A 12853-nucleotide genomic window follows, 5' to 3' on the forward strand; every position below is an offset into this window, starting at 1 on the left:
TGGTGCTAACCCTATTTGATAATACCTGTACCTTCAATTTTTATATTGGCATTTACGATAAATTTAACGTTTGGGTAGATGGACTGCCACTGCTGCCAAGCCTCCTTACCAGGATGGGTAGCCCGATAGCGCAGACCGAAACCTATAGGGTCTACATTTGCTTTTTGGATTTTTTTGAGAAGTGCGAGGCAAGATTCAGCATATTCCTTATTTAAATTTTGCTCAATCGGCTGCCACTGATCTTCATATATGCCTTTTGGCGCTTCCTCAAATACGACCCTGATCTTCACATCAAGCGTGATCGTGTCTTGGCCGTTTTGCTTACCGAGTCGGAAATTTGAGTGCATATCCGTAATCGCAACGACTAAATCCAAGCCTTCAAACATGCCATGCATCGAAGATTTGGTGAAATCTTCCGCGAGCTGATTGTAAAGCTGCGATTCAGCTGGAGACAATATAAGCTTGACCTTTGTTTTGTCCAGCAGCGCTGTTCGGTTGATGACGAAGCTCTTTTTACCATCCTTTGTAATAACAGGCATCAGCGGATCGAGTCCTTCCTCGGAAGCACGCCTAGCGAAGTCTGATAAAGTTTCTACGTAAGTATAGGATGACTCGGTTCCGTCAGCTCCAAAGCTTAAAAAAAGCGTGTTGCCCGGATAACGCTCTGACACAGGCTTTATTTTCAGCAGTGATTCCGCGTCCGGTTTCCCGATAGCAATATCGGCGACACTTTGGATATCTCTTCTCCGCGACATCCATTGCAATATTTCCGTATAGTTTTGGCGGGCAATCTTCTCACCAATGAGAAACACTTTGCAATGCCCGAAATCCAGCTCCTTGTCGACGTAGGATTTCAACATTCGAATGCCTTCTGCGACGGTTTCTGTATCAATGGTCTCGATCTGCGTTTTCGATGCGCCAGGCTCGATCTTTGGAGACGGAACAGCAAGCAGCAGGGAAAGACGAAACGGTTTTTTCTCATTATCTGAAGCATCTATGCCAAGAGCGACCACGAAGAATCGTTTGTCGATATCCTTGAACCCGCAGCCGCCAAGCAAACCAAGAGAGAGGATTAACAAAAAGACTCGAAAGGTGATGCTCATACGGCTTTGGACCTCCTTTTGCTAAGCACGAACACCCAAACGACGATTAATATTTCCACGAAAAATCGGACAATGAGCCAATAGGTAGTAATGATCATGTTCATCTTTTCGTTCGTCAGCATGAGATATAGGATGGAGAGCAATGCAAAAATGCCGACGATGACATAGTTGGACATCGGTGTTTTGAGACTATCAAACTCCGGCCTATAGCTTGGAAAACAAGATTTCACAAACTCCATCGCCTGATGCCAGCCGGACATCGTATAAACGAGAGTTAGGTTCAAAAAAACGATTAGAAAAAGAAACAACACACGTTCAATAAAGCCGTATTGCATAAGCAGGGAATCAGCGGTCTGGCTCCAGATGTAAATGTATTGGTTTACGCCTTCCGTTCCATGAAAACCAATGGGCACAAAAAATGTAATCAATAAAATAACAGCGCCGGCTATCGGATAGATAAAGCGGAATTTAAAACGGAAATTTGGTGGAAATAGCCGATTGAACAATGAAAGATTAATATAACCGGTAAAAATGAACGTAGAGGCTGCAATGCAGGTCAATGTAGGCATTTCCGTTATGTAGTTGGCTACGACATGAATCGCATCCCAATTAAGCTGATTGCTTCGTACGGCTTTAAACAATATAAAGATGATGATTGGAGCATTTACGATCATGCCGATTTCAACGATGAACATTACTGAGAGGGTTGAACGTGTGGCAGCATAACCGCAGGCAATGACGAGCATGGCTAGAATAATATTCGCATCCGCGTCTGGATTGAAAAAACGATTAATAAGTATGGCGTAGGCAACAACAACGATAGTCGTTGCAAACCACCACATAATTGAAAAAAATAACATAGAAATCGTAACCAGCCACTGCGGAGAATGCAGTTTTAATATCTCAGGCAATCCTTTTCCCGGATAACGAGCCATTGCACTTGTATACATATAGACGAGTATCGTACCAATAACAATCCCGACCACAATAGAAGATACGGCACCGGTATAGCGATATTGAATAAGGATATGTGGGACATACAGCAATAGATTAATGAAACTCACGAGAATAAAGTTGTAATAGAAATAACGGTTCATTTAATCTTCACCTGCCCCACATCGCCTTCTAACGGCCTTAGTTTTCCGAAAATACGCATATATGGCTTGCCAAAGCTTCTTAGGCTGCATAAATAAGTGATATAGATAAACAAACCAACGGCAACTCCAGTGATGCCAAAGAAAATAGAGATTCCGATTAGCGGATACTTTAAAAAACGGACAGCAAATGACAGCGAATTGACAGGAATAACGAAATTCGAAATAGCTACGACTGACGTTACAATAATCATAATGCTGCTTACGAGACCGGCTTGCTGAGCGGCTTGTCCAAGAATAAGTCCTCCAACGGTAGTAGCCGTGGAGCCGATGTACCTGGGCAAGCGAATGCTTGCCTCGATTAGTGTTTCGATCATAAAGAGCATAATAAATACCTCTATGAACGATGGATAAGGAACAGCAGAACGGCTGCCTGCAATGGAGAAAGCAAGCTGCACGCGAAACAGCTCTGGATTATAGGAGACTACGGAAATATAGAGAGCAGGCAAAGTGATTGTGAGCAAAGTTGAAGTGTAACGAAGGAAGATAAGAAAACGAGTCATCCAATAGGAGTCGTAATCATCCTCTACGGCGTGCATGAAATCAAAAAAAGTGGACGGCAAAATAAGAGCGAACATGTTTCCCTTTACGAGAATGATTATTTTCCCTTTGGAAATCGCACTGGTAATGCGGTCAGGACGTTCTGTAATAAGAATAGTTGGAAACAAATGCTTGCGATTGCCGACTAACAGCTTCTCAAGCTCACCCGCGGATTGAAGCATTTCCACGTTAATCGTTGTTAACTTTGTACGTACATTATCAAGAACGGTAGGATCTACACGTCTCTGATCAAATAAGGCGAACACGGGTGTTTGGGACAATGTTCCAATTGTATGCTCTTCTACCGAAAGATCGGGGGAAGGGTACATGCCGCGGATCAGATTGAGTGATATATTTATATTTTCGCTTAATGCGATCTGAGGGCCCTGAATAGCACTTTCCACTTGTGTTTGTGAATTCTCAATACAGATGACACGTTCAGCTTTGAATGAATAGACGACTTCATTTGCTTGAATCAGGACATGCCCGCGCAGAAGAAGACTTTGCCACATAGCGACATCTTCCAGTATTTCATAATCGGGATTTGTATCCAGCTGAGCTTGAAACGAATATTCCTCTTTTATAAAAGGGACGATAATGAAATCGCTTATTTTTTTCTCTTCGCATAACGGTTCGATATAGGCGACTTCGATACTCATTTCGCTATTTTTCAAATTTTCCAATTTGATATCGATGGCTTCTGCAAATAATAAACGAATACGTTCATTCATGCCGGTTCCTCCCTTCAAATGATGCTGAGCTGCAAAAAGATCTGGATAAGCTTCCATAGTTTGCACGTATAATTTGAAAACTATCCTTATTTGATTCGATTTTGCCAGTAAGTTGGAATTCAAGTACAATAAAGTGATCATCATTCGCAAGCAATTCGCATGACCATGATGAAGGAGAGCATTAATATGAAACCATGGTACGAACAGAGCTTCGGCTCCGATTATATGCTTGTCTACAAACATCGCGATTGGGAAAATGCAAATAAAGAAGCTTCCAAAATGATCGCTTGGCTAGAGCTGGCGGAAGGTTCTCATGTACTTGATATAGGCTGTGGAATGGGAAGGCATTCACTCGCTTTAGCAAATCTTGGTTACACCGTTACAGGTATGGATTTATCGACTGCATTGCTTGATGAAGCTCATCGTCATGATGAAGATGGACTTGTTGAATGGGTTAAAGGGGATATGCGGGAGCTGCCGTTTGAGGCGGAGCGTTTTGACGCGACTGTCAATTTATTTACCTCATTTGGCTATTTCACAGCAGAGGAAGACAATGTGAGCGTGCTTCGGCATATTCGGAGAGTGCTGCGTAAAGACGGTTGTTTTTTAATCGATTTCCTTAATCCTATTTATGTGGCTCAAACCTTAGTGCCCCGATCGGAACGTATTGATGAGGAGACAGGTCTGCTTATACAAGAGGCAAGATCCATTGCAAACGGTTGGGTGCAGAAGGGCATTTCAATTTTCAATCCGGACAAAGAAGAGAAGCCAAGACAGTATTTAGAACAGGTAAGGCTGTACAACCTAGAATGGTTCGAAAACAATCTAGATGCTTGCAGTCTTAGAATAGACAAGCTGTACGGCAATTACGATGGTTCGAAATACGATCCAGAGGCTTCTCCGCGAATGATTATGACAGGGAGAGCTAAAAGATGATATTTGAAAACAAGGATTCAAGCAGCATGCCGTCTTCAAATGAACAGGAGTCTTTACATACGGTTTCGTGGCAGGAAGGATGGCTGCAGGTAAAGGTCCCGGTTCCCTTTTCCCTCAAGTGGGTTAATAGCTATCTTATACCCGAAGAACAGGGATATACGCTCATTGATCCGGGACTGCGAACGGACGAAGCCATTCAGGTATGGGATAAAGTCTTGCAGCATCATAACCTGGAGTGGAGCAATGTTACAAGAATCATTTTGACGCATCAGCATCCCGATCATTATGGCCTCGCTGGTTATGTGCAAGAGAGAAGCGGGGCGCCTGTATTTATTTCACGCAGGGCACATGACTATACGATTAGGCTGTGGGGAGAAAAAAGTGAGTTCGGCGAGCAGCTGCAGGCTCTATATGCGAAGCATGGTATGCCGATTCAGCATAGAGAGGCTATTGCGCAAAATCTTGAAACCTTTGTGAAGATGGTATCCCCTCAACCAGAGGTAACCTATATCGAAGCGGGAGATCAAATCATAATTGGCGGAATGAGCTGGCTTCTAATTGACGCGCCTGGTCATGCAAATGGTCAGCTATGTTTCTATCAGAAAGAACGCAAATGGATGGTATGCGGAGATCAGGTGATGCCTCATATTACCCCGAATGTGAGCATAGTGCCCGGTGAGGATGGCGATCCATTGGAAGCATTTCTGGGCAGCTTGCAGGAGCTTGCTCATTATGAGGTTCAATTGGCTTTTCCAGGACATCGGGATCCTTTTACCGATTTCCATGGCAGGATATTGGAGCTGCAGCAGCATCATATACGGAGGTTAGACAAAATGGTTCGGATGCTCGAAGAAGAGCCCCGCACCGCCTATGGCATGTGCGAGGCTCTATTCGGCAATCGTCTGAACGGGAATGCGCATCAGCTGAGATTTGCAATGTCGGAGACACTTGCGCATTTGGTATATTTGGAGCGTCAAGCTCGAATCTCTTCTACTGAAAAAGATGGCATTTATAATTATTTTGCGATCACCGCTTAACGATCACGGAATTCCTGCGGGGTAATGCCGTATCGATCTTTGAACACCTTTATGAAATAACTCGTTTTCAAATAACCGACTTTAGCTGCTATCTCGTAAATTTTGTCTGTTGTCGTGCGAAGCATATGCGCTGCCGTCTCCATTTTCAATCTGGATAAGTAGTCGCTTATGCCTTCGCCGGTTTCCAGCTTATATATTTTTGACAAGTAGGACGGATTCAGAAATACATGGGAAGCAATCGATTGCAGTGAAGCGTCTTCTAAATGGCTTGAAACATATTCTTGAACCTTCTGAATCGTACTGGAACGAGAATGCTGTACTTTGCTAGTCATATGGCTTCTATAGTTATCAAGTATGCCAGACGTCCAAGTGCGAAGCTGTTTAATCGTATGAAAGTGGGGACCGCTAAGCAGTTGATTGAACTCAGATCCCATAATGTCGGACATCCACAGTTTGTTTTTATGAATGGAGAAACTTAACGAGCTTGCAATCATGAAATAGGTTTCCAAAATATGCTCATGCGACTCGCCCCATTTAAGCTCCAGCTCCTCAAACGCAAGATTTAGTTTCTCCTCGATCGCGTCCCATTGTCCTGCCTCAAGCAAATGAATAAGCAGCGGCGGATTGTATAAATGAGAGAGGGAATTCGCTTCTCCTTGCTGTGATTCCTCTGTCAGTGTGAGGAGAAATCCGCGTTCACTGCCAATGCGCTGTCTAAAGTTGATAAGCGAGAAATCATAGGTTTCACGAAGCTCAAGCGGAAATACATCCTGCTTCGTAATGACTAACGATACGGTCCCCTTTAAATACAATTTCACATAATGCTGAAGCTGTGCTGCTTTTTGCTCAATGAGATGCAGCATGGAAGCTTGCTCTTGGCGTTGATTTTCTTTGCCCATAATGAGAAATACAAAGTAGCCATGCTCGTCCTTCGTATGCCATAACCTATATTCCTCTGTAAATATTTCCTCCGCGATGTTGCACACGGCGTATTCAAGCAGCGAGCTGTCACGTTCGCTTTGCTCATAGAAGTAGTCCTCCATCCGCATAAGCATCATACAATATGGCTCTTTTGGATGAAAAGCGAGGTTCAGAATGTCGAGCTTTTCTTTTAATTTTTCGTCGCTGTAGGCCTGTCCCTTCAGAAGTGAGAGCAGAAGATGATTTCGTAAAATAGGGACATTTTCTTTCAAAGAGGTTAGCGCGCTTTGATGCGAGCTGACCTCCTTCCAATGTTCTTCCAGCTGGGAAGCTGCTTTCCGAACGGCTTGCAGCAGCTCTTCGTCTTCAGCGGGCTTGAGCAAATAGTCGCTTGCTTGGAACTGAAGTGCTTTTTGGGCATACTCAAAATCATTATAGCCGGACAATAAAATACATTTCACATGGCTCCATGATGCTTTGATTTGCTCGATTAAATCAAGGCCGGAGAGGCCGGGCATATGAATATCTGTAATGACGATATCAATAGACGTAGCCTGCATAATATCAAGCGCTTCCCGCCCAGAGTGTGCCTGATAGACGGAATCAATGCCAACTGAGCTCCATGGCAAATTACTGGCTAAATCCTCTACAAGATCAGGTTGGTCATCGACAATTAAAAGTTGATACATGGTGAACAGCTCCTATTCATTCATCTAGTTGGCATAGTTTTCATGCGGCCAAGACAGGTACACAGCAACGCCACCTTCTTCGCGAATTCGGAAGCTGATTGAAGCCTCAGATCCAAATTGGAACAGCATCCGCTGCCTAATATTCCACAGCGCGCAGCCGCTCGTATCATCAGGCGGATTGATAATTTTTTTCTCCAGCTTTCGAAGGGCTTCGTCCGTCATCCCCATCCCGTTATCTTCTACTATAATCGTGTGATAGCGATCATTGCTTTCACCGGAAATGGTGATGAGCCCATCACCGTCAAATCGTTCAATTCCGTGCAGCACCGCGTTTTCAACGACAGGCTGCAGGAGCAGACGCGGAATCTGAGCACCAAGCATCGAATCGGGCACTTCTATGCGGTAGGACAAGTGCTGGATATGAAATTGTTGAATTTCCAAATAGCTCTCAACAAGCTGCAGCTCTTCCCTCAGCGTTGCGGTCAGCTTCTCGACCCTTGTCGTATAGCGATAATAAGTAGATAAGTGCATGGCAAGCCGCATGACAGAATCCTTCTTATCCAGCCTAGCAAGGCTGCGTATGAGCGCGAAACAATTGTATAAAAAATGCGGATTAATCTGGGATTGCAGCTGCTTTACATTGGCTTCACGCCTGCGAAGCTCCTCCACATAAACCTTCTGAATAAGCTGTTCCGTATTCGCAGCCATATCGTTAAATCTTTGAAATAAATAAGTGAATTCATTTTTGGGGTTTACCGTTATTCTTGCGGAATAGTTGCCTTCCTGCAGCCGTTTCACACTCCGAATAAGCAAACCGATTGGGCGCTGTACGTTTCGATAAAGCAAATAACCTGCGAGCAAGCTCATAATGAGCAGCAAACCGACGGAGCCGTAAAATAAATTTTGGCTTTTGACGATTGGTTTTAAAACATTTGCGAGCGGTACGTAGTCAATCAAATACCAATCCAACGTTTTTACATGCGCAGAGGTGACGAGAAAATCATCCCCATTTATCGTCATAATTTGATTGGACGCTTCTGGGACGGTCATTTTTTTGAGCAGCGCTTGAATGCTCTTGGTCATTTCTTTATCGGCCGTTTTATTTTTAATCATGCGCCCATCGGAATGGACAAGAAACGGATCGCCTTTGCCTGCCAGCTTGAACGTATCCAAATCCTTTATGAGATGCTCCTCTGGAAAAGAAATCTCAACGATGATACCGGCTTTCTCAATATCGGTGATTTTGCTTTTTGGCTTGACGATATGGCGTACGAAACGATTTTGCTTTATGTTTTGAATCGTCATTTCCTCGTACTTCCAGGTCGGGGTCAATATTTTTTTGATCGATTCGAGATCATACGAGAGATACGTATTTGTTGAGACGAGCTGCTTGCTTGCCGGCGCTGTAATGCTGTATTGCGTGTCCCAGCGCTGTGCGACATTGAGCAGGCGAAGCCTCTCGAGAATGCGCAGCTTCTCATCGTTTCGCTGGTAAGTGCTTTCAATTAAATGTAAATTTTGCAGCTGCTGGATATGGATATCTTCGCTGAGCAGAAAGCCAAGCGTCGATAGCGTTGTTACGCTTTTATCAACCTCGCTCGCTAGAAATGTAATGTCCTTCTGCTTCAACGATTTCATTTCTTCCGTGATAACTCCGATGCTTGTCCGTATAGAAAGCGTATACAAAATAATGATCGGGATAAGCAAAAGGACGATCAATGTAATCATTTTGGCAAATGTGTTTTCTCTTAAACGCATGCTGGAGTCCTCTCTTTTTATGAAAATAATGATACATAAGTAAACAAAATGGCATGCTTCCAAAGATCGTGGTCTATAGAACAGGAGAGACTGCTGGTAAAATTAATCATACAGGAGAGATGAAAAAACTCAAATCAAATTTTGTTTGGAAAGGGGCAGAACAGTGGAAAGTGCGCTAAACAAACCGCTGCAGCAAGAACCAGAACAAAGACAACAAAAGGATAAAAGAGCGAGAGAACTATTTAGCCGTACTTGGCCCTTGCATCTCATGCTGCTTCCGGCGGCTATTGTTACCTTTATATTTGCTTATGTACCAATGAGCGGGTTAATTATGGCCTTTCAGGATTTTAAACCTTATAACGGCATGTTTCATTCTAAGCTTGTTGGACTGGAGCACTTCCGCTTTATGTTTGAGTATCCAGACAGCAAACAGGTCATTTGGAACACGTTAATCATTTCGGGCTTAAAGATCGTTTTTGGCTTAATCGTGCCGTTCACGTTCGCGATTCTGCTTAATGAGGTTCGAAAAATGCTGTTCAAGCGAGTGGTACAAACTTTGGTGTACTTGCCGCATTTTATATCATGGGTAATTTTAGGTGCGATCCTTACTGACATGCTGGGCAGTAAAGGAATCGTGAATCAGACGCTCAACAGTCTCGGCATAGATTCTGTATTCTGGCTTGGGAACGGGGATTGGTTCCGTTTTACCGTTATCGTAAGCGATATTTGGCAAAACTTCGGTTTTAACACCATCGTGTTTCTTGCGGCATTGGCGGGTGTAAATCCTTCATTGTACGAAGCGGCTGAGGTGGATGGCGCCACGCGCTGGAAGCAGACGCTGCACATCACGGTTCCGTCGATGATTCCAATCGCGGTTGTCGTAGGCACATTGTCCCTCGGCAATATTTTGAACGGGGGCTTCGATCAAATTTTTAATCTATACAATTCGCTTGTATACGATAAGGGAGACATTATCGATACGTTCGTCTATCGGACAGCGATATTGAATGGTCAATACAGCTTTGGAACAGCTGTTGGTTTGTTTAAATCTCTAATCGGTTTGATCATGATCGTCTTCTCTTACCGAATGGCATACAAATACGCAGGTTATCGAATTTTCTAGGAAAGAGAGGGGCGAGAAAAAGCATGTATCACAAAACAACAGGTTATAAAGCTTTTTCAGTATTTAACTATATTTTGCTCGCGGTCATTTGTATTTCTTGTATTATTCCGCTCGTTCATATTCTAGCTGTAAGCTTAAGCGCCAGCTCGCCAGCCAACGCGAATCTGGTCAAGCTTTGGCCGATCGGCTTCAACTTTGAAGCCTATTCCAAAACGCTGAATAACGATAATTTTCACAATGCTCTTTTTGTAGGTTTTAAGCGTACGGCGCTCGGCACGCTCGTCGGCATGACTTTGATGATTCTAGCGGGTTATGCATTATCCAAAGATGGACGGACATTTAAGAGCCGTTCGGTCTATACGTGGTATTTTCTCTTTACGATGTTGTTCAGTGGTGGTATTGTTCCTTCGTACATGCTTATTCGCAACTTGGATTTAATGAACTCGATTTGGGCGCTTGTTCTGCCAGGGGCGATCAACGTATTTAATATGGTGCTTCTAATGAACTTTTTCCGGGCAGTACCGAAGGAGCTGGAGGAAGCTTCGCTCATGGATGGAGCAGGACAGTTCCGAACGCTTTGGAGTATATTTTTACCCATTTCAATGCCGGCATTAGCTACGATTTCATTGTTTACCATGGTTACACATTGGAATTCATGGTTTGATGGATTGTTATATATTACAGATTATAGAAAATATCCATTAGCAACCTTTTTGCAAACGATTATTGTACAGCAGGATTTTAATAAAATAAATCCCGATGTCAACGAGCTTAAGCATATCTCGCAGCGTACCGTTAAATCCGCGCAAATCTTCATTGGTACATTGCCGATACTGCTTGTATACCCCTTTTTACAGCGATATTTCGTGAAAGGCATCATCATGGGGGCTGTCAAAGAATAGTGCTAGAAAAAGGCATCAATAACAAAATTATGGTCTTTCGGAGCTGTAAAGCGAGCTGTATATTGGTAACAAGCGATATTACAAATATCGTTAATAATAACAAAAATTAACTTACGGGGGTAAAGGCATGAAGAAGTGGTTTTCGGTCTTATTGGTACTATCATTTATGCTCGCAATCGCAGCTTGTTCTGGAAACAACACGAACAAGGGGACTAACAGTCCGGCAGCAACAAACAAAGCGAGCAACGAACCAGCCAAGGTTGAAGAAGGAAGCACTGAAGGCTTTGCGGATGGCAAGTATACGACACCAATTACGTTAACGACAGTTTGGGGTCTTAACCAAAATGGTTCAATCTTCAAAGAAGGCGAGTCCATTGAGGATAATGTTCATACTCGTCTTATCAAAGAAAGACTTGGCATTGACATTAAATACAACTGGGTTGTAACAAATACGAATGATGCATACAAAACAAAGCTTCGCCTTATGCTGTCATCAGGTGAGGAAATGCCGGATGTTGTCACTTACCGCGGAGATATGGAAACGGTTAATATGTTGATCGACTCCGGTCAATTTATGCCGGTAGGCGATTTGGTCGACAAATACGCGAACGATACTTACAAAGCAGGCCTTGATCTTGATCCAACCATCTGGCTGCCAATTAGCCGGGGCGCTGACAAAATGGCATTGCCTATTCTAGATTATGCCTACAATGCAGATCATGTCATGTGGATTCGTGAGGATTGGCTGACAAAGCTTAACCTTAAGGCTCCAACAACGCTTGCAGAAATGGAAACGGTTATGGAAGCATTCGTTAAGAATGATCCAGATGGAGACAGCAAAGCAGATACAATTGGCCTTGCAACGGGCTTCAAAAATGGCTTCGCTAACTGGATGACTGATATCGGCTTCGTGTTTGGTGCTTATGGCACAATGCCTGGTCAATGGAATCAAGCAGCGGATGGATCTTTGGCACATGGTTCGATCAATCCAGCAGCTAAAGATGCATTAACAAAATTAAAAGAATGGTTAGACAAAGGTTACATTTCACAAGATTCAGCATTGCTTGATGAATCAACGGGCTCGGAATTGTTTACTAAAGGCGAAGCGGGAATTATTTTTGGACCAAACTGGCTTCCAGCATGGCCTTTCCCAGATCTTCTGAACAACGTTCCTGGCGCAAAATATAAAGCGTATCCAATTCCTGCTGGTCCAGACGGCAAAATTGGTTCCGCAGGCGGCAACCCGCCAGCAAACGGTTATGTATTTGTAAACAAAAAAGCTAAAAATCCTGAAGCTATTTTGCACTACTATAACTGGTTCTTCGATAATATGGCTAACCCGCAGCCGGGCAGCGAATTCGAGAAGGGCTTCGCAGAAGGTTATGATTATGCAACACTTCCAGACGGCTCTATTACTGCGGATATTGCAAAATACCCAGACCTATTCCCTGGTTTGAAGGATCAAACAGCACCACCGCTCTACTACACGCTCACTTTTGAAGGCGCTCGTATTCCTACTCTTTATGCAGAAACGCATGTTAAGCTTGCAGGCGGCGCAGAGCCGGCAACGCCATACGAGAAACAAGAGTTTAATACACGTCTAAAAGAGAATACAGATGCCATGAAAGTGGTTATGGACCAAAATTCGATCCGCATGAAAAACTACTACATGGGTCCTTTGACGGAAACGATGCAAAGCAAAAACGAGCTTCTGAACAAGCTGCTTAATGAAACGTTTAGCAAAATCGTATATGGCCAACAACCGGTAGATTCGTTCGACACGATGGTTGAAAACTGGAAAAAATCAGGCGGCGAGCAAATTACAAAAGAAGTTAACGATTGGTACAACAGCGTAAAATAAGGAGTTATTTTCAGCTGAGGCATCATGTAAAAGTATAATAGATAGAGAAAACAGTCTGTCACGTTGCAGTTTATCATTTAGCTGTAAGGGGCAGGCTG

Annotated in this window: 10 protein-coding genes; 5 read left to right on the forward strand and 5 right to left on the reverse strand. The window is 43.5% G+C overall.

Translation table 11 applies throughout. The annotated features are described in order from the left end of the window. Positions 1-11: 11 nt before the first annotated feature. The 3 genes from AC1DOV_RS09185 to AC1DOV_RS09195 are packed head-to-tail and all read right to left on the reverse strand — an operon-like array spanning position 12 to position 3528. On the reverse strand, positions 12-1103 hold the full coding sequence (locus AC1DOV_RS09185) for a Ger(x)C family spore germination protein (protein WP_477511003.1): 1092 nt from the start codon (positions 1101-1103) through the stop codon (positions 12-14). Then, complete coding sequence (locus tag AC1DOV_RS09190) at positions 1100-2200, reverse strand: GerAB/ArcD/ProY family transporter (RefSeq protein WP_441875667.1); 1101 nt, start codon at positions 2198-2200, stop codon at positions 1100-1102. Before AC1DOV_RS09190 ends, AC1DOV_RS09185 begins: the two co-directional genes overlap by 4 nt. Next, positions 2197-3528: a spore germination protein gene (locus tag AC1DOV_RS09195; protein ID WP_441875670.1), complete on the reverse strand. Its 1332-nt coding sequence runs from the start codon at positions 3526-3528 to the stop codon at positions 2197-2199. Before AC1DOV_RS09195 ends, AC1DOV_RS09190 begins: the two co-directional genes overlap by 4 nt. 186 nt (positions 3529-3714) lie before the next feature. On the opposite strand from AC1DOV_RS09195, the gene AC1DOV_RS09200 reads away from it, so the two are divergent. Beyond that, a complete protein-coding gene (locus AC1DOV_RS09200) occupies positions 3715-4464 on the forward strand; it encodes a class I SAM-dependent methyltransferase (RefSeq protein ID WP_477549755.1) in 750 nt (249 codons plus the stop codon). Further along, positions 4461-5501 carry an MBL fold metallo-hydrolase gene (locus AC1DOV_RS09205; RefSeq protein WP_477549756.1) on the forward strand — a complete coding sequence of 347 codons (1041 nt, stop codon included), beginning with the start codon at positions 4461-4463 and terminating at the stop codon, positions 5499-5501. The genes AC1DOV_RS09200 and AC1DOV_RS09205 overlap by 4 nt, the downstream gene beginning before the upstream one ends. Here the strand turns inward: AC1DOV_RS09205 and AC1DOV_RS09210 are convergent. Next, entirely contained in the window at positions 5498-7111 is a 1614-nt protein-coding gene (locus tag AC1DOV_RS09210) for a response regulator (RefSeq protein ID WP_477549757.1), read from the reverse strand. The genes AC1DOV_RS09205 and AC1DOV_RS09210 overlap by 4 nt on opposite strands. Before the next feature lie 24 nt (positions 7112-7135). Then, complete coding sequence (locus tag AC1DOV_RS09215) at positions 7136-8869, reverse strand: sensor histidine kinase (protein ID WP_477549758.1); 1734 nt, start codon at positions 8867-8869, stop codon at positions 7136-7138. Positions 8870-9137: 268 nt separating this feature from the next. On the opposite strand from AC1DOV_RS09215, the gene AC1DOV_RS09220 reads away from it, so the two are divergent. From AC1DOV_RS09220 to AC1DOV_RS09230, 3 genes are all read left to right on the forward strand, one after another. Then, positions 9138-9992, forward strand: a complete 855-nt coding sequence (locus AC1DOV_RS09220) for an ABC transporter permease (protein ID WP_076268055.1) — start codon at positions 9138-9140, stop codon at positions 9990-9992. A gap of 23 nt (positions 9993-10015) precedes the next feature. Beyond that, positions 10016-10894, forward strand: coding sequence for a carbohydrate ABC transporter permease (locus AC1DOV_RS09225; protein WP_441875685.1), 879 nt, complete (start codon positions 10016-10018; stop codon positions 10892-10894). Between the two features lie 127 nt (positions 10895-11021). Continuing rightward, positions 11022-12755 (forward strand): extracellular solute-binding protein, encoded by a 1734-nt coding sequence (locus tag AC1DOV_RS09230; RefSeq protein WP_477549759.1) that lies wholly within the window; start codon positions 11022-11024, stop codon positions 12753-12755. The last annotated feature ends 98 nt before the right edge of the window (positions 12756-12853 follow it).

Source organism: Paenibacillus sp. 01T47, from assembly GCF_056398245.1.

What these genes read in the sequence shown, in the direction of transcription:
- AC1DOV_RS09185 (WP_477511003.1), bottom strand. Translation starts at nt 1,103, where the DNA reads ATGAGCATCACCTTTCGAGTCTTTTTGTTAATCCTCTCTCTTGGTTTG.
- AC1DOV_RS09190 (WP_441875667.1), bottom strand. Translation starts at nt 2,200, where the DNA reads ATGAACCGTTATTTCTATTACAACTTTATTCTCGTGAGTTTCATTAAT.
- AC1DOV_RS09195 (WP_441875670.1), bottom strand. Translation starts at nt 3,528, where the DNA reads ATGAATGAACGTATTCGTTTATTATTTGCAGAAGCCATCGATATCAAA.
- AC1DOV_RS09200 (WP_477549755.1), top strand. Translation starts at nt 3,715, where the DNA reads ATGAAACCATGGTACGAACAGAGCTTCGGCTCCGATTATATGCTTGTC.
- AC1DOV_RS09205 (WP_477549756.1), top strand. Translation starts at nt 4,461, where the DNA reads ATGATATTTGAAAACAAGGATTCAAGCAGCATGCCGTCTTCAAATGAA.
- AC1DOV_RS09210 (WP_477549757.1), bottom strand. Translation starts at nt 7,111, where the DNA reads ATGTATCAACTTTTAATTGTCGATGACCAACCTGATCTTGTAGAGGAT.
- AC1DOV_RS09215 (WP_477549758.1), bottom strand. Translation starts at nt 8,869, where the DNA reads ATGCGTTTAAGAGAAAACACATTTGCCAAAATGATTACATTGATCGTC.
- AC1DOV_RS09220 (WP_076268055.1), top strand. Translation starts at nt 9,138, where the DNA reads ATGCTGCTTCCGGCGGCTATTGTTACCTTTATATTTGCTTATGTACCA.
- AC1DOV_RS09225 (WP_441875685.1), top strand. Translation starts at nt 10,016, where the DNA reads ATGTATCACAAAACAACAGGTTATAAAGCTTTTTCAGTATTTAACTAT.
- AC1DOV_RS09230 (WP_477549759.1), top strand. Translation starts at nt 11,022, where the DNA reads ATGAAGAAGTGGTTTTCGGTCTTATTGGTACTATCATTTATGCTCGCA.